This window comes from Brevibacillus antibioticus (genome assembly GCF_005217615.1).
GTDB lineage: Bacteria > Bacillota > Bacilli > Brevibacillales > Brevibacillaceae > Brevibacillus > Brevibacillus antibioticus.
Genome location: NZ_SZNK01000001.1, coordinates 2618323 through 2637310, shown reverse-complemented (window position 1 = coordinate 2637310; position 18988 = coordinate 2618323). Strand labels below are relative to the sequence as shown.

Sequence of the window (18988 nt, the reverse complement as noted above, 5' to 3'; positions counted from 1 at the left end):
CTGTACGTCTCGTGAATATGATGGTGTAACAATCATTTATCGGGTAAAAGGGGGCACTGCTACAATGAGCAAGCTGTCTTTGGAACAGGTCAAATTGTATCTGAGCAAGGTACCTGGCTGGAAGTTGGTAGAAGACCGAATGGCACTATCACGCACGTACCACTGTCGTGACTTTGCCACCGCAGTCAGTTTCGTCAACCGTGTGGCAGAAATGCTTGAGCACGACAATCAGCACGTGGAAATTCATCTGGCAGGTGGAATGGTCACGTTTACGTTAGCCACCCGCGAGGCAAAAGGTTTAACCGGCAAAGATTTTGCATTAGCCCAAACAATTAGCAAAGTAAGCTGACAGGCAAAAGAGAAATAGCCGCTTCCCACAGCGAAGCGGTGTTTCTTTTTGGCTTTTTAAGAGCTACTTTGTTATGATGGGCAGTATGAACCATTTCGGAGGGATTACAAGATGGACATTCAACAACATGAGCAATTGATTCAACTGTTGGCGGAGTATAAAAATCAAAAGGCTTCTGTGACTTTTACCCAATGGGATACCGATAGGGAAGAAGAGGAAGAGGTAACACAATTTCAAGCCGAGCTCCTCGAATCCAAGCTAACTGACAATGAATTTGAAGAAAAAGATCTCCTGCTCGTGTTTACGACAGAAGAGGGCGAAGAAATGGAAATCCTGATGGAGATTCCAGGTGATGAAGTAGATTTGGCTAGCTATGAGGAAGGCCATTTGCGTATTTTTGGAACAGAAGCGGAGATTGTTTTGCAAAAATGAAAACGAAGCGAGCTTTTCGTTATGTAGGCACGCCTGATCCCATGTCTGATAAAGAGGCGTACCATTGCGAAAAATATATAAAGAAAAACAGGCATTCCTTGGTGAGAGCAGGACAATATTTGGTTGATGTAACAGCCCTTCAGGCCTTGTTTCACTTGGACTGTTGGAATTGCAGGACGGTTCATCGTGAGACCTGTTGTGAGGGTGGGCAGCCTTACGCCATAGAAGAGTGGCAGATTCCAATCGTGGAGGGGGAAATCCCCTCTATCTCTGCTGGACTTCAGGATGAGGCTGAACGCAATCATTGGCTTCTTCATGGGGTTTGGGATCGCAATGAACCTCAGGGAACGATTCGCATGCGACATGGCAATTGTCTTTTTTATCAAGAAAACAATGGGCGGTACGGCTGTGCGATCCATGCTTATGCTGAGCAGGCTGGTCGTGATGTAGAGCCTCTTAAGCCATTTAGCTGTCAACTGTATCCAATTGATTTGATTGATATAAGGGATGGGATTCTGTTAACGGCAGTTACCAATGAAACGTCCTCCTTTTCCAGATGGGGTACGGATTATTTGGAGCAGTTTTACTGTGCCAGTCCGGCCCGCCGAAAGCTTGCCACGCACATAGATGACAAGCTGTTTGCTTTAGACGGCTATCGCCCAGCCTATGAGTGGAATCTACCTTTGTTACGTTACATCTTGCAGGATGATGCAGAGAGAATAGAAGGTATACTTGCGAATAGCTATCAATTGGAACGTTGAATGCCTTGTGATATGATGATGTATGCATCAAGTAGATTGATAAAGGAGCAACAGCGATGAACGTCAAGACAACTCAAGAATCTCGTACAATTCAGGCATCACTGGTTCAGCCATCTGATACGAATTACCATGGGACTATTTTTGGTGGTACGATGATGGCTTATATAGATGAGGTAGCTGCAATCGCTGCGATGCGACATTCGCGTCGCCCTGTTGTGACAGCATCGATTGATTCGATTGATTTTCTTGCTCCCGTCAAAATGGGACATTCCATTTGCCTCGAAGCATTTGTTTCGTCAACGGGCAAAACGTCCATGGAGATTTTCGTCAAAGTCGTCTCGGAAAATCTCCAGACCGGCGAGCGCATTTTGACCGCGACATCTTTTCTCACCTTTGTTGCCTTAGATGAGAAAGGGAATCCGACTGATGTGCCAGCCATTTCCCCTGAAACAGAGGAAGAAGAGCGATTGATGGCGACTGCGGATGAGCGTAAGAAAATGCGCAAGGAACGAAAAGGGAATCTGCAAGATTTTGTGAGCCAATTGAACATCGAGAAAAGCATATAATTTTTTTTGGATTACACCCTGAGCGAACATTCGTTCAGGGGATTCTCGTTTATCTATGATGAGGAGGAATCGGGCAATGAAGTACCGCAGATTAGGAAAAACAGATCTGAACGTCTCCGTAATCGGTGTAGGTACCTGGCAATTTGGCGGGGAATGGGGAATGGATTTCTCGCAAGAAGCTGTTGACCAGATTCTCGACAAAGCAAAAGATCTCGGCATCAACTTGATTGATACAGCGGAATGCTACGGCGATCATCTGTCCGAACAGCTTATCGGGGGATATTTGAAAAAAAACCGCCGGGAAGACTGGATTGTGGCGACGAAGTTCGGGCATCATTTTCATGACAAATTTTCTCGAACCAATCATTACGGGGCAGCTGAAGTTCAGCAGCAATTGGAAAAATCACTGCAAGCCTTGCAGACCGACTATATTGACTTGTACCAATTCCACTCGGGACCTGACGAGGCTTTTGACAATGATGACTTGTGGACGTACCTCGACAAACAGGTGCAGGCAGGAACGATCCGTCATCTCGGCCTCTCGATTGCGAAAAATGACAACATGCATCAAACATCTGCGGCTACTTCGGTGAAGGCTAAAGCGATCCAAGTAGTGTACAATCGTTTGGATCAAAAGCCGGAAGAAGGTGTTTTTGCTTCTTGCCAGCAGCAAGATCTGGGTGTGTTGGCTCGCGTTCCGTTGGCGAGTGGTTATTTGAGCGGAAAGTATAAGCCGGGTTCTGTATTCGGTGGAAACGATGTGCGACACCGACATGATCAGGAGCATGTCAACAAGCTGTTGCTCCAGGTAGAAGAAATCAAGAAAAATGAAGTTCCAGAAGGAATGGATATGGCACAGTGGGCATTGGCGTGGTGCCTCAAGCATCCGGCTGTCACGACTGTGATCCCAGGAAGCAAAAGCCCAGCGCAGGTAGAGGCAAATGCCAAAGCGGCTGACTATGTGAGCGATGAGCATCCACAAGCGATGTCGAAATAAAAAGGATAGTGTGTGCAAGAACGCAAACCGGACACTGGATTCCTTGCTCTGCTCTCGGCACCAGCAAGAACGAATGATTGGGCACAGCGAATAAAAAAGGAGAAGCCGCGATAGGAAAGCGACTTCTCCTTTTCATTTATTCCAAAAAGCGGGATCTGATCTGCGGGGTAGGAAGCATGCATTGCTCTGCTTTACCCATCCACCGATAACGATTTCTCGCGACCCAATCATAAATCGGATTGCGGACAGGTCTAGGGATGAGGCGAGCTATGTTTGACAGCAGAGGCCATCCACCTTGAAGCTTGCGGCCAACGTGCAAGATCGCATCCGATTTTGTATATAGCTGTCCGTTGGCGATAAAGACCACGGATGACATGTCTGTCTCCTGATAGTTGTACTGAGACAAAATTTCCTGCGCTCTTTGTGACTGCAAGGAAGCAAAATGAATGTGTCCATGCGGATCACGCTTCAAAATAAACTGCACAGCACCGTGGCACAGATGACAAACCCCATCAAACAGCAACAGGTACGCAGGATGGTCCAGTTCTCTGCCTGCTTTCATGAGACAGCCCTCCATACTTTAAGTGGTTTGATCTACACTAACCTTAGCTCCATCTTAGCAGAGAAAGACAATGGTTCCTATACATGAACGATTATTCCATCACAAACGCGAGTGTCCCTTGCTGGATCAACTCTTCTGCTTTTACGAGATCAGGATGCATTTCGCGGTCTTCATGCAGGCGGGGAATCACCCGTCGCAACTGCTCATAGGCTCTCGCTGTACCTGTTCCAAGATCTCCTGAACCAAATTCGATAGCTTGGGCTGCTGCCAAATATTCAATGGCAAGCACTTTGGTGACATTCGATACGATCGTGCGAAGCTTGCGAGCAGAAGTCGTTCCCATGCTCACATGGTCCTCCTGATTGGCAGATGACGGGATCGAATCGACTGATGCGGGATGGCAGAGCACTTTGTTTTCAGAAACAATGGAAGCGGCTACATATTGCGTAATCATAAATCCAGAATGGAGTCCGCCATTTTCGGTTAAAAATCCGGGAAGACCACTTAGCTGTGGATTGACAAGACGTTCTGTGCGTCTTTCGGAAATATTTGCAAGCTCAGCTATGGCAATGGCAAGAAAATCAGCTGCGAATGCCATTGGCTGACCATGGAAATTCCCGCCAGAGATAACGTCGCCTGTTTCTGTGAAAAGAATAGGGTTATCGGTAACGCTATTGCATTCGCGTGTAACTGTGGTCCATACGTACTCCAGCGTATCACGAGTGGCACCATGTACTTGCGGAAGGCAACGAAGGCTGTAAGGATCCTGGACGCGTAGCTCACCCTGTCCAGTAGTTCGTTTGCTGCCGGATAAGTGCTGGAGCAAGCGCTTCGCCGATTCCTGCTGTCCTGGATGCGGGCGGACGAGATGGAGCTGTGGATCAAAGGCTTTTGGAATTCCACGCAGGGCTTCAATCGTCATCGCCGCAATCAATTCCGCGCTTTCAAGCAGCACTCGGGAATCATACAAGGCAAGGCAAAGCTGTGCGGTCATTGCCTGTGTACCGTTAATCAGAGCCAGACCTTCTTTTGCCTCGAGTCGAATAGGGGATAGGCCCACTTCGCTCAGTGCTTCTTTACCGGATAGCCGCTTGCCATTGACGAGCGCTTCACCTTTGCCGAGCATGACCAGTACCATATGAGCGAGAGGTGCCAAGTCGCCGCTTGCACCAAGGGAACCTTGTTGAGGAATAATCGGATGAACCCCGCGATTGCATAGTTCTACTAGCTGAAGCAATGTTTCTTCCCGAATTCCCGAATAACCCTTTGCTAATGCATTGATGCGCAAAGCCATCATCGCACGGACAACTTCAACGGCATAAGGGTCTCCCATCCCGCAGGCATGACTCATAATCAAATTTTCTTGTAGCTTGCTAACGTCCTCACCATGAATCATGACATCGGAGAATTTTCCGAAGCCAGTGGTGATTCCGTATACGACTTCCTGCTGGGATACCATTCTCTCCACCATGGCACGTGAAGCACGAACACGATGAAGAGCTTCTTCGGTCAATTGGATATGGATGGCGCTTCTTGCAATGGAAACAACATCTTCGATACGCAATTGATCCCCATCTACTTTTACAACGTTTGCTTGCTGATTCATCTGTAATTTCCTCCTTTAGCAGAGCAGAGAACGAAAAGAGCGAGGGGTTAGGATACTATCTCCTAACCCCTCGCTCGAGAGCATGTATGTGATTGGATGAAAACGTGTAAGCCTGCATTCGTCGCGGCATACGTTCTTCCTCACTTTCGTTCATGTGCAACTGTCTGATTATTTTAGCTATTGCTATCATTGTATCAAATGTCTACGTGCAGTCAAGATGATCTTGTCACGGCGGCTTCCCTAGAGAGCAAAAAACGGGCTTAGTCCATTTTTTTAAACTGGGCGAGAGTCGTCTCTCGAGCTGGTTAAATGTCATACCATGTACTGTGTTATTTCATCCGAAAGGACGTGTAGAATTCCGTGGAAAAGCGACGTAAGATGCCGCCTATGCCTACCGCACTCCCAAGGCGTCCTAAAGAAATGCCGAAACCGCCTTCTTCAGCGATGCCATTGCCGTCTCCATCGATGCCGTCACCTATGAAGCCTTCTCCTGAAAAGCCCAAGTCGGAAAGTCCAATCAATCCGAATCATTCTATTCCGGCGCGCCCAATGCCGCAAAAGCCGATCATGCCTGCTCCCAATCTGGCGAACCCGAACGTGCCAAACGTAATGCCGCCCAATCGGATGCCAGCGAATCCAATGCCCCCAAACCTCAAACCGTCAAATCCAATGCCAATGCCGCCGAACCGGATACCGCCAAACCCAATGCCTAACACTTCACCGAATGTAAGACCAAATGAGAGCCCGAACATGAGGCCAAATGTCAGACCCAATGTGCGACCAAATGAGAGTCCAAACATGAGGCCGAATGTCGGACCGAACGTAAGGCCAAATGAAAGTCCAAACATGAGGCCAAATGTAAGGCCGAATGTCAGACCGAATGTGCGGCCGAATGAAAGTCCAAATATGATGCCAAATCTACGACCAAATATCAGACCAAATATTAGACCGAATGTGCGGCCGAATGAAAGTCCAAACATGATGCCAAATCTACGACCAAATATCAGACCAAATGTCAGGCCGAATGCGCGACCGAATGAGAACATAGGAAGGGAACTGGAGCTCTACCTGTTCAAATTCCAGTTCCATATGGATCGGATGGAGTATTTCCGCCACAAATGCGAGGAGCATCGTGAAAATCGCCGCAAATACACGGAATACCGTAGACATTACAAGCATCATGAACGAAGAATGCATCATTATCATGACCGTTGCCAATTATGGAATGACGGTAGCAGTTCCTTTGGTCGAGGCTCATCATCTTCGGGTGATAGTGGCTCTTCCTCATCCGGATACAATTATCGACATAGACGGGGTCATAGAAGAGGGCATGGGTGTGACTGCGGATGTTCATTTTAAAGCGCACGAGGAAGGACGCCAGCTAATTAAGCGGCGTCCTTTTCATGCTCAATTCGTAAATGCTTCAACAGCGACTCCTTTTTTCTTTAACTCGCGTCTTAACGTAAGGAGGGCATCATCTTTGTTTTTACATTCCAATATGATGTCCACATTGTAATCTGCTAGCGCACTGACAAAGGTAAGGAACGCCTCTGGGTCAATATTGTCGGCATGAGCGCGAATGTCATTTGCTGACTTAGGCGAGGACATGTGCATCTTCGGTGTGCGCTCTCCCCAGGTTTGAATAATCCGTGGCAGATATTCCGTCCAATCTTCGCCATCAGAATGGCAGTTGTGGTGGTGAATATCGAGCACCATCGGCACACCGATCCGTTCGCACAGCTCCAGTACCTCGCGCATGGTAAAAGATATGTCATCGTTTTCCACGACCAAACGACGTTTTACATTTTCAGGAAGCAGTTCGAAGTGGGAGGCAAAACGATCGAGAGAAGAGGCTTTATCTTCGTATACCCCTCCCACGTGAGTCACCAGGACGGAATTATCGTCGAGCCCGAGTAAATCAAACACTTTTGCATGATAGGAAAAATCGGCAATCGTCGATTCCAGCACAGAAGGCTTGTCGCTGTTCAATATGCTGTAATGTCCGGGATGAGCAGTCAAACGAATGCCGTGTTTGCGGATATAATTCCCTGCCTTTTGGAAATCCCATGCGAATTCTTTTGCCCAATCCCATTCCGCTGCTACTGAATGAGTAGCCAGTGGAACAAATTCAGACGGAAGCCGATACAAAAAGATATGATTTTCTACATTATAAGCAAGCAAATCCATTAAATTAAAAAAGTTTACCTGCATAACTTGCCGTAGCTTTTTTAACCGAGCCTGGGGATCTAATTTATTTACTTGGGCAACCGTCGTTTTTTTGTTTGGATTGTTTTTGGTCTTTACACTGATGCAAGCATAGCCCATACGGATCAAGGAAATCTCCCTCCTTTGCAGCAGCATTCCTTCGTAGTATCTCCAAAACGGGAACGTTGTCGGCTTCTTGCCAGGGAATTATAAAACGGATAAGATGGGAGAATGTCACAGGTACGCCTACAACCTTTCCGCAAAAGCGCGGACGTTCCTTGTGAGTAGACTTGGGTATAGGTTTTTGAAGGAGAATACAATGAATAGTCTTGACCAATCCTATAGTATGACTCTGGTTTTTCTCTCCTATTTTATTTCAGCAATGGCGTCATACACAGTATTAGATCTAGGCGCACGTCTCCAGTATGCTAAAGGCAGGGGACGTGTGTTTTGGTTATGTGCTGGAGCTGTCTCCATGGGGCTTGGTATTTGGGCCATGCATTTTGTTTCCATGCTTGCCATGCATCTGCCGATTGCCGTCCAGTATGATAACCTGATTTTATTTTTTTCGATTGTTTTGGCCGTTTTATCATCAGCGCTTACATTATGGATCGTGAGCGAGCAGTCCATGTCCAAAAAGAGGGTAGAAATAGGATCGGTTGTCATTGGGGCTGGTATCGCCGGAATGCATTATACAGGAATGGCAGCGATGATGATGAACGCCATTATTCTGTACGATTGGTTATGGTTTACCGTGTCCATTTTCGTGTCCATCCTGGTTTCGATGGTTGCGCTGATTCTTACGTTTCAATTGCGCTCGGTGGACCCAGCAAAAGGTCTCTGGCGAAAAATTTTTGCAGGGCTGTTGATGGGGGCAGCTAATGCTGGTATGCACTACACTGGTATGTATGCCACCACATTTATCGCTCACGAGCACATGACAAACGCAGTGACCTCGCATGATCATTCGGAGCTAATCGCTACCATGATTGGCATTGTCAGCGTGTTGATTCTGGTCGTGACCTGGTCTTCTTTATACCTAGACAAGCAATTCGCTTGGAAGACCTTGCGCGTGCTAGAAAGTGATCAACGCTATAAATCACTATTTGAGCACAATTACGACGGCGTGATCTTTTACTCGATCGATGGTAGACAAAATGTCATGAATCCTGCGGCGATGCGATTGACAAAGGAGCAGAGCTTGCCTCTCGAAAAATTAATGACGATGTGTGCTTCTACAGATGCCGAGCTCATAACGACACATTTTACAAATGCAGTGCGAGGTGAAGCGCGCAACTACGAGATTACCTTAACCACGAGCGAGGGTCGTCAGCTTTATCTGAACATGACTCATACCCCCGTATTTGTCAAACAGCAGATGACGGGCGTTTTTATGATTGCGAGAGACATTACCAATAAGAAAGAATACGAGGCAAAAATCAATTATCTCGCTTTTCACGATTCGTTGACTGGCTTGCCGAATCGCCGTTTTGTCGAACGGCAACTGGATCAGGTGATCATGGAGGCAAAAAAAGCGGATCAGCAAGTTTACGTGCTGTTTCTGGATCTCGATCATTTCAAGCTGGTAAACGATTCCTTAGGGCATGATTTTGGTGACCTGTTACTTCAGGAAGCCTCCTTGCGTTTGCAGGATTGTGTGGGAGAAAAAGGAATGGTGAGCAGGCTTGGTGGAGACGAATTCATGGTGATTCTTACAGCTGTCACGGAAAAAGAAGCATCTTCCATGGCGAATGAAATCAACCAAAGGATTGAACAGGCATTTTGTATCCATGGGCACGAGCTGTACATCACAACGAGTATCGGAATTTCTCGATATCCAGAGGATGGGCAAGATAGATGTGTCTTGATGCGTAACGCAGATGCGGCAATGTATGCAGCTAAGGACAAAGGGAAGAACAGTTTCCACCTGTACGTACCGAATTTGGAACAAGCAGTGAATGACAAGATGAATATTCAAAATGAATTGAATCGCGCTTTGGCCAGAAAAGAATTTTTATTGCATTACCAGCCACAAGTAAGTGCCAAATCGGGCGCAATCGTTGGCGTAGAAGCGTTAATTCGTTGGAATCATCCGGAACGAGGCTTACTTCTGCCAGACCAGTTTATCTCGGTAGCAGAGGAAAGCGGCTTGATCGTACCGATTGGAGAATGGGTGCTGCGAACGGCCTGCAAACAGAACAAGCAATGGCAAGAACAGGGGCTCATGCCGCTTCGGGTAGCCGTTAATCTCTCTGCGCGTCAATTCCTTAAACAAGACTTTACCCAGATGGTCGCAGAGATTCTGCACCAAACAGGGTTAGCACCGAAATACTTGGAGCTGGAAATCACAGAAAGCAGCATGATCGACGTTCACCGCGCCACGCAGGGGTTGAAGGACCTGAAGCAATTAGGGGTGCACGTTGCGATTGATGATTTTGGAACGGGCTACAGTTCTCTCTTCTATCTGAAAGAATTCCCGTTGAATCGTTTGAAAATAGATCGCTCGTTTGTGTGCGATATGATTGAACAGCCGACCAATCAGGCCATCGTGTCCACGATTATTTCCATGGCCCATCATTTGCAATTGCAAGTGATTGCAGAAGGCGTCGAGACAGAGGAGGAGCTTGCGTTTTTGCAGGAGCATCTATGCGAAGAAGTGCAAGGCTACTTATTCAGCAGACCGTTACCGAGTGAAGACGTAGCTTTTTATTTGCAAGCCCAAAAAGGCGCTAGTTAAACAAGAGGAGTAGCTCTCATGAGTTGCTCTTTTGTTTTGCCCTTAGATGGGCATGGTTTCGACTCGTTGCCCGGTTAAACGACTTCTCCGCTTGGTAAGTATCGTTGGGTTATATGTCGCTTACGGGATTCCGTTGTCGGAAGCATTACAGTCTTTGTCATCTGGGGAACTGGAGTAAACCCATTAATGTGTTGAGCTAATGAAAAGTAGTTCCATTTCATGTAAGGAGTTTTGCATAACGGATGGCAGAGGACGAAAAGCTATCCGTAGGAAGGAAATAGAAATACCATATGGGAGGAACGCGATGAAAAGAATGAGATGGCTGCTGCTTGCGATGGGAATCGCGCTGATGGCTCAAGCAACGACGAGTTTGGTTTCACAGGTGAGTGGGTATGACGGAGATGCGCGAGAAGGAAATTCTACGAATCGGTACGAAGTCGCGGGTATTACAAATGCAGGTGCATTCGAAGCCTTTTTTGAAAAACTTCAAGAAGCGGTCAAAAAAAATGACAAGACAGAAGTAGCCAAGCACATCAGGTATCCACTGCGTGTGAACAAAAACGGGAAAAGTCATTTCATCCGAGATGAACAGCAATTTCTGGATGAGTATGATCGAATCATGACAGAGAAGGTAAAGGAAACGTTTTCACAGCAAAAGGTAACAGATACGTTTGTCAATGATCAAGGTGTGATGGTAGGGAATGGAGAAATGTGGCTGGGACAATTTTCGAATGGCTTTGTCGTTTTTGCAGTAAATGTAGAATAGAACAAGGGCTTTTCTCTAGAAAAGCTCCCAATCAAGCAGCGCAAATGTTTTTATTGTTTCAAATAGTATATTTTACATGGACATTATCGATGGAAAATTCTAAAATAACAAATAAATAGACAGCTACGGATGTAGAATCGACAGGTTTGTCCTTGTGGAATGGACATTTGTTATTTTCGTCGTTCCGTGATAGAATTCACAAAACGATAATTTTTTTAGCTAAACTTAACTGAATCGGAAAAAGTTGAGGAAGAAAGCAAAAAAAGGAGTGATTGTGTGAGTTTGGAAACGAAGAAATGGGCGGATGAAGTAGCTGAGCAGGTAATTTCATGGCGACGATATCTCCATCAGCATCCAGAATTGTCGTTTGAAGAGGAGAAGACGTCTCAATATATTTACGAAACGTTGGAATCTTTCGGGAATTTAGAGCTTTCGCGGCCAACTAAAACGAGTGTGGTCGCTCGACTGATCGGATCACAGGCAGGAAAAGTTCTTGGTATTCGCGCTGACATTGATGCTCTCCCCATCCATGAAGAAAATGATGTGCCTTATGCATCAGGAAAAGCTGGTGTGATGCACGCGTGCGGACATGACGGTCATACAGCAATGCTGTTGGGAGCCGCAAAAATTTTGTCCCAGTACAAGGATCAAATCAAAGGCGAGGTTCGTTTCTTCTTCCAGCATGCTGAGGAGCTACCGCCGGGTGGGGCTGCTGAAATTGTAAGAGCTGGTGCAGCCGACGGACTGGATTCGATCATCGGCATTCATTTGGCATCATACATGCCTGTCGGGAAATTCGGTGTACTTTACGGGGCACTTACTTCATCGACAGATCGCTTCGATATCAAGATTCAAGGAAAAGGTGGGCACTCCTCGCAACCGGAGGCATCTGTTGACCCGATCGTCATTGGGGCACAGGTTATTACGGGTCTACAACAAATTGTATCCCGCAACGTCAGTGCGTTGGACAAGGTCGTTATTTCGGTGACGATGCTGAATGCAGGGACAGCTTATAACATTATTCCGGATTCGATGACACTGACGGGCTCCACACGTTGCTTCGATGCGGAGATTCGCAAAAATATTCCGATGTGGATTGAACGAATTGTCAAAGGAATTACGGAAGCGCATGGCGCGAGTTATGAATTGACGTTCTCCCATGGCTACACATCGGTTGTTAACGACAAGCAGGTGACGAAACTGATGGAGGATACGATACGCGAGCGTTGGGGAGAAGAAGAGATTATTTACATTGATCCTTTGATGCCGGGTGAAGATTTCTCGGAGTATTTGAAAAAAGCTCCAGGCTGTTTTATTCAATTAGGTGCTGGCAACCCGGACAAAGGCTTTACGTATCCGCACCATCATCCACGCTTTGATTTTGATGAGGACGCAATGGTACGCGGCGTGGAATTGTTTGTTCGGGCAGCTCAAAAAGTCGTCATGGAGTAGAGCGAGATAGAATGAGGGGGATGTTGTATGGCAGAGGCACGCGTCAATGAGTACAAGCTGCATTTTCTCGTACTTATTCTCGTCGCATTGACAGAATTTATCGGGACAAAAAAAATTAGTATTGGCATCGGGGTAATTGCTCTGTTTCCGATGCTCTACGCGCTCGTTTTAGGCGGGGCAATCAGCTGGCCTAAGTTTAAATTTTTGAGTGAAAAAGAAATGAACGTCGCAGCCAATATTTTGGGTGTTTCGTTTTTGCTCTTTATTGCGAAGCTGGGAGCCAATATCGGTCCTGAGCTGCCTAAGCTTCTCGGCTCTGGCGCATCTTTGATTGTTCAAGAGATGGGACACATTGTAGGGACAATCGCACTTGGTCTGCCATTTGCATTGTGGCTGGGTCTTAAGCGTGAAGCAATTGGGGCGACGTATTCTCTCGACCGTGAGCCAAACTTGGCGATCATTGTAGACAAGTTTGGAGCAAACTCTGCCGAAGCTCGCGGCGCGTTGGGGGTATATATTTGTGGAACCTTGTTTGGTGCCATTTATATGTCGATTCTTGCAAGTATTTTAGGAAGCAGCGGGTTGTTTCACCCGATTTCTCTGGCGATGGGAGCCGCTGTTGGTTCCGGTAGTATGATGGCAGCAGCAACAGGCTCCTTGGCTGTTATTTTCCCAGAAGCGGAAAAAGACATACTCTTTTATTCCGGGGCGGCAAACTTGATGATGAGTATCGTCGGAACGTACGTGTGTATCTTCTTCTCCTTGCCGGTCACACAAAAGCTGTACGCATGGCTTGAGCCTATCATTGGACGCAAAAGCGCTTCTTCTACAGCAGAAGGGGGGAGAAAAAGCGCATGAATCAAATCTTGACGATTTTTATCATCGGCTTCATTGCTCTCATCGGTAACTGGATTGGTTATAAAGTACCAATCATGGAATCCTTGCCAGGTATTTTACTCTTGGCGGTCATTACGTTGATCGGAATGGGCTTCACTCGCATTCTTCCCTTCAAATCTCCCGTCATTGTATGGATTTCTTTGTTTGCGATGCTTGCGACATCCCCGTTTTTTCCAGGGAATGAATATACGGCTGCTGCGATTGCCAAGATCAATCTACTCGCATTGGCTACACCGATTCTTGCGTATGCAGGTTTGTCACTTGGAAAAGACGTTCATCTATTCAAGCAGCTTAGCTGGCGTATCGTAGTCGTGTCTCTCGTTGTCTTTACCGGCACGTTCCTATTCGCTACGCTGTTTGCGGAGATAGTGTTCAAGATTCAAGGCGATTTTTAACGAAACTGTTTTTGAGTTAGGGCCTCCGTGTGCTTCCATATGCCATGGAGGTTCTTTGCACATACAACGAAGAGAGTCGGGAGTGGAAAGAAATATGATCATTGATGTGAGAAAGGTTACCTGGCAAAGAGATGAAACAACCATTTTGCGAGACATTGCCTGGCAAGTGCAAGACAAGGAGCATTGGTGTTTAGTCGGGCTAAACGGCTCTGGTAAAACCAGTCTGTTAAAAATCATTTGTGGCTATGTGTGGCCGACAAAGGGGGAGGTCAGTGTATTAGGCAACCTTTACGGAACTGTTGACTTGCGCGAGGTGCGTAAATCAATCGGCTGGGTAAGCACAGCGTTGATGGCTCAGCTTCACGAGCATGAAACTGCACTCCGTGTCGTCTTGAGTGGACGGGAGGCAACCATCGGCTTGTATTCCGTTCCAGAAGAGGCGGACGTAGAGAAAGCGTCGGATTTACTCGATACATTTGGATGCCGTGCATTAAAAAACAGACCTTTTGCTGCTTTATCGCAAGGGGAGAGACAAAAAGTACTGATTGCTCGAGCATTGATGGCTTCCCCTCGCTTACTCATTCTAGACGAGCCTTGCACTGGACTGGACCTGCTATCAAGAGAACAGCTATTGGCCATGATTGAACAAATCGCCAAGCAGCCTAACCGGCCCACTCTCATTTATGTCACCCACCACATCGAAGAAATTTTGCCTTGCTTCACGCATACCTTGCTGCTTAAAGCGGGGGAAGTTGACCAGGCTGGAAAAACAGAGGAGGTCCTAACGGCTGAACGTCTAACAAGCTTTTTCGGCGTACCTGTTCACATTCAACGCTCGCAAGGAAGATCTTGGGTAAGCTTAGGGGAAGAGGCGACCGTTTGAATTGTGTAGCCTGTATGATAAGTTTGGGCACGAGTCAGCACGGTTGTGCATGATTGTGTATAATAGCAATAAGAAATGGTATCTGGGAGGAGAGGAGAGATGGAGGCATGAACAATGTGATTGCACCAATCACAGACTCCACCTGGGCGATCATCACCTATGAGGAAGCGTGGAATAGCTACGTGAACAGCTATGTGATCAAACAAGGGAATGCCTTTGTATTGATTGATTCTCACCAGCGCAAGCAACGCTCTTATTTTCAACAGGCGTTGGAAGAGATCGGGGTCAAGCCAGAGCGAACGGAATATGTCTATTTCACTCATCGACATGCTGATCATATTGGAAATGCCGATATGTTCCCTTCTCGAAACAATTGGATTCACCTCGAAGATTATTACGGACTGGACGATTTTTCACAGACGCTATTCGGCCATACGTTTACAGGTAGTGGGGGAGATCTGCCTTCCCTGCGTTTCCGGCAGCTTTCTTTTCATACAGAAGGCTCTGTTGCCTTCTTTGATCCCCAGTCGAAAATATGCTTTGTTGGCGATCATTTGTGCTTTGAAAACACAGAACTCGGTCAAATTGTTGGCGGAGAAGTGGGCTGTCGGGCAGCTTATCAAGAACACTTGAAGCAATGGGTAGCACGTGAACCAGAACGAGCAGCGGAGTTTACGGAGGGCTTGGAGATTTTGCAGGATTGGCCCATTGAGTATTTAGCCACTGGTCATGGTCCCATTCTCCATGGCGAAATTAAGGGGTTTTTGCAAGAATTGATTGCGATTGCCCGTCCGTAACGTAAAAAAGACTTGTGTGCCGCGTACTGCCGGCTTACACAAGTCTTTTTGCATTACTTGTCGGAAGTTGTTGGTTCTTCTTCTACTTCTTTTTCTTTCTCTAAATCTTTATCCATGATTTGGACGTTATGTTTTTTATACAATTCATCGATCCATTTATCCATATTTTTTCGTTTTTGTTTGCTTTTTACTTTTTCGATCACTTTCGGGCGAGCTTCATCAAATTTTCCCTCGAACTGATCTTGGTTTTCCTCATAGTATTCTTTGATTTGTTCTTCGGTGATCGGGTTATCCATCTCGAACAGCTTGTCCCGCAGCATGACAGCGCGCACGCCTTCACGGAGCTCTTGCTCAGTCATTTGCTTCTCTTTCAAATACTGTTGGAATTTTTCTGGTGATCCCATTTTTTCTTTGACTGGGTTCACACGCGCATCGAGTTCTTGATCGGTTACAGTAACTCCTCGTGCAGCCCCTTCCTGTTTATACAGCTCCAAGGTGATGATATCAGCCATGACACGCTTGCCAGCATCTTTTTTCAATTTGTCGTACATTTGCTCTTGGGTGATCGTCACATTACCAATTTTGGCAACAGGGTTATCCGCAGAGAAAGCAGAATCTTTTCCAGGTGTACAGCCCGCTACAGCGAGACCGAGTACAAGTGCTGAGGCAGCAAGTATAGATACATTGAATTTTTTCATGAAAAATACCTCACTTTCTTGATAGTTATACGACTGTGCATAGAGTATCGTTACGGGGACCGGAAAATAAAAACCGCACACATAAATCAATGTGCGGTCGTTAATCGATTAGCTGGCTTGTGTAGAGGCTTTTTTCCACTCTTCCAAGCGTTTTTCCAGTACGGTGTGATTCAGATGCAAAAAACTGGCTGATTTGTCCATCAATTGCTTCAGATGGGAAAGGGCCCGCTCGTAATTTCCTTTGGCAGCTTCAATCTCTGCCAAGCAGAAGAGCTTCCAGTCTTTTGCCGATCGTTTGCTTGCGATCAGCTGGTAAGCTTCTATCGCGCTCTCTACTTCACCCAGACGGGCGTGCGAACAGGCAATAAGAGCTAAGGAATCAGTCATTCCCTGATCACGCTGGTAAATACGAAATGCCACTTCCAATGATTCGTTGTATCGTTCGGAGGAATAGTAAACGATCGCCAGGTTGTAAAACAAGTAGTGAATCATCGCTTGATTGAACAACGTTGGTCGTTCTTTGCAGACGTTGATTCCTTGAACGATATATTTTTCGGCCATTTCATAATTGCCAAGCATGATCTCATGGGTTGATTTATCCAACATAGCAACAGCACGAGAACGGTTCTTCCGATAGGAAGCCTCCAGCCAGCGCAATCGAATATTCAAACGGCGTTTGAATAGATTGGCCATATACTGAAAGCGGAAGGGCCAGTGCAGGCGAATAAACATAACCAACAGCACAGCCGCAATCCCTGCCAGCGTTGATGTCAAATTAAAACTCAAATACTCCACGTAGTGACACCCTCTCTATTTACGCTGCATCTATTACCCCATCTTAGCACAGAACCTGTCCACATGACAGAGCATTACCGCTATTTCGTCAATGGCAAGATATTCTCCTTTTTCGGGGGAGAGAGCTGTTGTGTTTTGACGTAATCGTCTGAAACGGTATAGAGTGTGTCGCCAATCGTGAGTATCCGTTTAATGTTACTGGAGCTGTCGTACCAGCCTTCACCTGCTTTCGCGACGTCTTCTTTCGACAGATGGGTGATTTGATCTGTCAGTTGAAAACCTTTTTGCAGATCGAGCTGATATACATAGGCACCTTGGAAAGTAAAGTGACCGTACTCGCGCATATCATTTTTAGCTTTTTGTTCAGCCGTCCGTTCGTGAAGGGATACAGGAAAGGCTAACAGATTTTTTTCTTTGGAGAACAGCAGAGCCTTGTGATTGCGCAATAGCTCGGAGTCCGTTCCTCTGTCCCCGATAACGGTCATGAACTTTTCCTTCGGTTTCGTTACATCACTGACATCAAAGAGGGCAATTTTCATCCCTTGGTAATACGCCCAGTCTTTATCTGCTTCGGCTTCTTTGCCAAAACCGATGATATGGTTTTCATCATACGGGTGTAAATAGTCGCTGTAACCTGGAATTTTAAGGGAACCTAGTACGCTTGGCGCAGAAGGCTTCTTCAGATCGAGGACGAACAGCGGGTCGACTTTTTTGAAGGTGACCATGTAGGCACGATCTCCCATGAAACGGACAGAGTAAATGCGTTCTCCTGGAGCGATGCCTTCGAGCTTGCCGAATACCTCGAGTTTGTTGTCCAGTACATACAAGTTGTTTTTTGACGTGTGCTCATCGTCTCGCCACATGTTCCCACTGGTGGTGGCAATTCGGAAATAACCGTCGTCTTCATCCATGGAAAACTGGTTCAGTATGCGCCCGGGCACCGATCCTTTTCCCATATACCGTATGTCTCCCTTGTTCATGGAAAAACGATAAATGGTTGTATCTGACTCAATGGGAGGTGCAAGCAAAGGAGTTGTCGCTCCTTTTTGTTTAACGGCTACTGGCTGGGCATTGTCCTGGGTGACGGCTACATACAGATTTTTGGTGGATGCATAGATGTTCTCGCCAGCACCAAGATACGTATGCAGTGTCATCTTCTGTTTCGAATCATCCACATTCACGCCAGCGACGATCAAATACTCTGGACGAAAGTGATCCGGAAAGTAACGAATCTCGCTGTAGGGAATGGTTTGGTATTGATTATGATGGGCGCTGTCTTTATACGTTGGACCTGGCACTTCTGCTTTCTCTTGCAGAATACGATACGTATCCATGTAATGGTTGGCTGTCACGTACAAGCTCGGGCCGATTTTGCGGGACGACATGTACTGGCCTTCCAGCTCCAGTTGACGAATGAGCCGAGGCTGTTTTTTGTCCGTAATATCGTAGATCAAGGTTTTCACTGACTGCATGCCTTGGAAACGGGGGATGCCTCTTTTGGAAACAGGACCAGGAGGATAGGAGATGGTCTCATCCGCTTGCCCGATTACGATGAGGCTACGATCGTCTACGTACATTTCTTGCGGTACGAATTTTCCATTGTCATAGCTGATACGGCTTGCGATCTTCATCTCGGTGGCTGGATACGCTTTGATGATGCGCACTTCATTTTGCGTGGATTGATAAAGATAAGTTCCGTCCGATTTTACGATATCTGCTTCATCGACGCCCTGCACTTGTGTGTTCGTTGTGGAAAAGTCACCACGAACAGCGCCGCCAGAAGTGTCCGCTACTTTGCTGGCTGTGGGAGGTGCTGCTACTGGCATAGCGGTACCCATTTCCATGGTGGCATAATGGTAGCTGTCCAGGTTTGATGATTGGATGAGCTTTTTTAGCTCCGCATAGGAACCGACTACTGGCAACTCTTCTGTAGATGCTGCGGCTTGAACGGTTCGCTCTGCGATTGTACCCGTCGTGAACAGGAACGGTATGGCGGTCACCACCATCACGGAGGCGAGAAGCCCGGCAAATGTTCTTTTCATTTTGATCCCCCTCATATCTGCTTCTTGCCAAAATTTGTCGTCGGTAGT

The 18988-nt window shown here is 46.7% G+C and carries 21 protein-coding genes; 12 read left to right on the top strand and 9 right to left on the bottom strand.

Features of this window, described 5'->3' with window-relative positions:
- Nucleotides 1–64 precede the first annotated feature (64 nt).
- The 5 genes from E8L90_RS12155 to E8L90_RS12135 all read left to right on the top strand — a co-directional run bounded on the left by E8L90_RS12155 (nucleotide 65) and on the right by E8L90_RS12135 (nucleotide 3105).
- On the top strand, nucleotides 65–349 hold the full coding sequence (locus tag E8L90_RS12155; protein ID WP_137029626.1) for a 4a-hydroxytetrahydrobiopterin dehydratase: 285 nt from the start codon (nucleotides 65–67) through the stop codon (nucleotides 347–349).
- A gap of 111 nt (nucleotides 350–460) precedes the next feature.
- On the top strand, nucleotides 461–781 hold the full coding sequence (locus E8L90_RS12150; protein WP_137029625.1) for a hypothetical protein: 321 nt from the start codon (nucleotides 461–463) through the stop codon (nucleotides 779–781).
- Nucleotides 778–1542 (top strand): DUF3109 family protein, encoded by a 765-nt coding sequence (locus E8L90_RS12145; protein ID WP_137029624.1) that lies wholly within the window; start codon nucleotides 778–780, stop codon nucleotides 1540–1542. The genes E8L90_RS12150 and E8L90_RS12145 overlap by 4 nt, the downstream gene beginning before the upstream one ends.
- 56 nt (nucleotides 1543–1598) lie before the next feature.
- Entirely contained in the window at nucleotides 1599–2108 is a 510-nt protein-coding gene (locus tag E8L90_RS12140) for an acyl-CoA thioesterase (RefSeq protein WP_137029623.1), read from the top strand.
- Between the two features lie 76 nt (nucleotides 2109–2184).
- On the top strand, nucleotides 2185–3105 hold the full coding sequence (locus E8L90_RS12135) for an aldo/keto reductase (protein ID WP_137029622.1): 921 nt from the start codon (nucleotides 2185–2187) through the stop codon (nucleotides 3103–3105).
- 136 nt (nucleotides 3106–3241) lie between these two features.
- Here the strand turns inward: E8L90_RS12135 and E8L90_RS12130 are convergent, their stop codons facing one another.
- From E8L90_RS12130 to uvsE, 6 genes are all read right to left on the bottom strand, one after another.
- The gene (locus E8L90_RS12130) at nucleotides 3242–3682 is read right to left on the bottom strand and encodes a thiol-disulfide oxidoreductase DCC family protein (protein ID WP_137029621.1); all 441 of its coding nucleotides are present in this window, start codon (nucleotides 3680–3682) and stop codon (nucleotides 3242–3244) included.
- Nucleotides 3683–3758: 76 nt separating this feature from the next.
- Nucleotides 3759–5273, bottom strand: a complete 1515-nt coding sequence (hutH, locus tag E8L90_RS12125) for a histidine ammonia-lyase (RefSeq protein WP_137029620.1) — start codon at nucleotides 5271–5273, stop codon at nucleotides 3759–3761.
- A gap of 329 nt (nucleotides 5274–5602) precedes the next feature.
- Entirely contained in the window at nucleotides 5603–5794 is a 192-nt protein-coding gene (locus E8L90_RS12120; protein ID WP_106836660.1) for a hypothetical protein, read from the bottom strand.
- Nucleotides 5795–5800: 6 nt separating this feature from the next.
- Entirely contained in the window at nucleotides 5801–6253 is a 453-nt protein-coding gene (locus tag E8L90_RS12115) for a hypothetical protein (RefSeq protein ID WP_244297207.1), read from the bottom strand.
- 10 nt (nucleotides 6254–6263) lie between these two features.
- Nucleotides 6264–6443 carry a hypothetical protein gene (locus E8L90_RS29905; protein WP_162309012.1) on the bottom strand — a complete coding sequence of 60 codons (180 nt, stop codon included), beginning with the start codon at nucleotides 6441–6443 and terminating at the stop codon, nucleotides 6264–6266.
- A gap of 237 nt (nucleotides 6444–6680) precedes the next feature.
- Nucleotides 6681–7607 (bottom strand): UV DNA damage repair endonuclease UvsE, encoded by a 927-nt coding sequence (gene uvsE, locus E8L90_RS12105; protein ID WP_137029618.1) that lies wholly within the window; start codon nucleotides 7605–7607, stop codon nucleotides 6681–6683.
- A gap of 346 nt (nucleotides 7608–7953) precedes the next feature.
- Here uvsE and E8L90_RS12100 point away from each other — a divergent pair, with 346 nt between their 5' ends.
- The 7 genes from E8L90_RS12100 (at nucleotide 7954) to E8L90_RS12070 (ending at nucleotide 15405) form a co-directional block, all read left to right on the top strand.
- Nucleotides 7954–10215 carry a bifunctional diguanylate cyclase/phosphodiesterase gene (locus E8L90_RS12100; protein ID WP_244297206.1) on the top strand — a complete coding sequence of 754 codons (2262 nt, stop codon included), beginning with the start codon at nucleotides 7954–7956 and terminating at the stop codon, nucleotides 10213–10215.
- 304 nt (nucleotides 10216–10519) lie between these two features.
- Nucleotides 10520–10981 carry a hypothetical protein gene (locus tag E8L90_RS12095; protein ID WP_137029616.1) on the top strand — a complete coding sequence of 154 codons (462 nt, stop codon included), beginning with the start codon at nucleotides 10520–10522 and terminating at the stop codon, nucleotides 10979–10981.
- 276 nt (nucleotides 10982–11257) lie between these two features.
- Nucleotides 11258–12433, top strand: coding sequence for an amidohydrolase (locus E8L90_RS12090; RefSeq protein ID WP_137029615.1), 1176 nt, complete (start codon nucleotides 11258–11260; stop codon nucleotides 12431–12433).
- 27 nt (nucleotides 12434–12460) lie between these two features.
- The gene (locus E8L90_RS12085; protein ID WP_137029614.1) at nucleotides 12461–13291 is read left to right on the top strand and encodes a DUF3100 domain-containing protein; all 831 of its coding nucleotides are present in this window, start codon (nucleotides 12461–12463) and stop codon (nucleotides 13289–13291) included.
- Nucleotides 13288–13725 (top strand): hypothetical protein, encoded by a 438-nt coding sequence (locus tag E8L90_RS12080; protein WP_137029613.1) that lies wholly within the window; start codon nucleotides 13288–13290, stop codon nucleotides 13723–13725. Before E8L90_RS12085 ends, E8L90_RS12080 begins: the two co-directional genes overlap by 4 nt.
- Nucleotides 13726–13819: 94 nt before the next feature.
- Nucleotides 13820–14608, top strand: coding sequence for an ABC transporter ATP-binding protein (locus E8L90_RS12075; RefSeq protein ID WP_137033412.1), 789 nt, complete (start codon nucleotides 13820–13822; stop codon nucleotides 14606–14608).
- A 107-nt stretch (nucleotides 14609–14715) separates the two neighbouring features.
- Complete coding sequence (locus E8L90_RS12070) at nucleotides 14716–15405, top strand: MBL fold metallo-hydrolase (protein ID WP_137029612.1); 690 nt, start codon at nucleotides 14716–14718, stop codon at nucleotides 15403–15405.
- 53 nt (nucleotides 15406–15458) lie between these two features.
- On the opposite strand, the gene E8L90_RS12065 is transcribed toward E8L90_RS12070, so the two are convergent.
- The 3 genes from E8L90_RS12065 to E8L90_RS12055 form a co-directional block, all read right to left on the bottom strand.
- Nucleotides 15459–16103 carry a SurA N-terminal domain-containing protein gene (locus tag E8L90_RS12065; protein WP_244297205.1) on the bottom strand — a complete coding sequence of 215 codons (645 nt, stop codon included), beginning with the start codon at nucleotides 16101–16103 and terminating at the stop codon, nucleotides 15459–15461.
- Nucleotides 16104–16211: 108 nt separating this feature from the next.
- Nucleotides 16212–16898: a tetratricopeptide repeat protein gene (locus E8L90_RS12060; RefSeq protein ID WP_137029610.1), complete on the bottom strand. Its 687-nt coding sequence runs from the start codon at nucleotides 16896–16898 to the stop codon at nucleotides 16212–16214.
- A gap of 80 nt (nucleotides 16899–16978) precedes the next feature.
- The gene (locus tag E8L90_RS12055) at nucleotides 16979–18940 is read right to left on the bottom strand and encodes a beta-propeller domain-containing protein (protein ID WP_137029609.1); all 1962 of its coding nucleotides are present in this window, start codon (nucleotides 18938–18940) and stop codon (nucleotides 16979–16981) included.
- Between the last annotated feature and the right edge of the window lie 48 nt (nucleotides 18941–18988).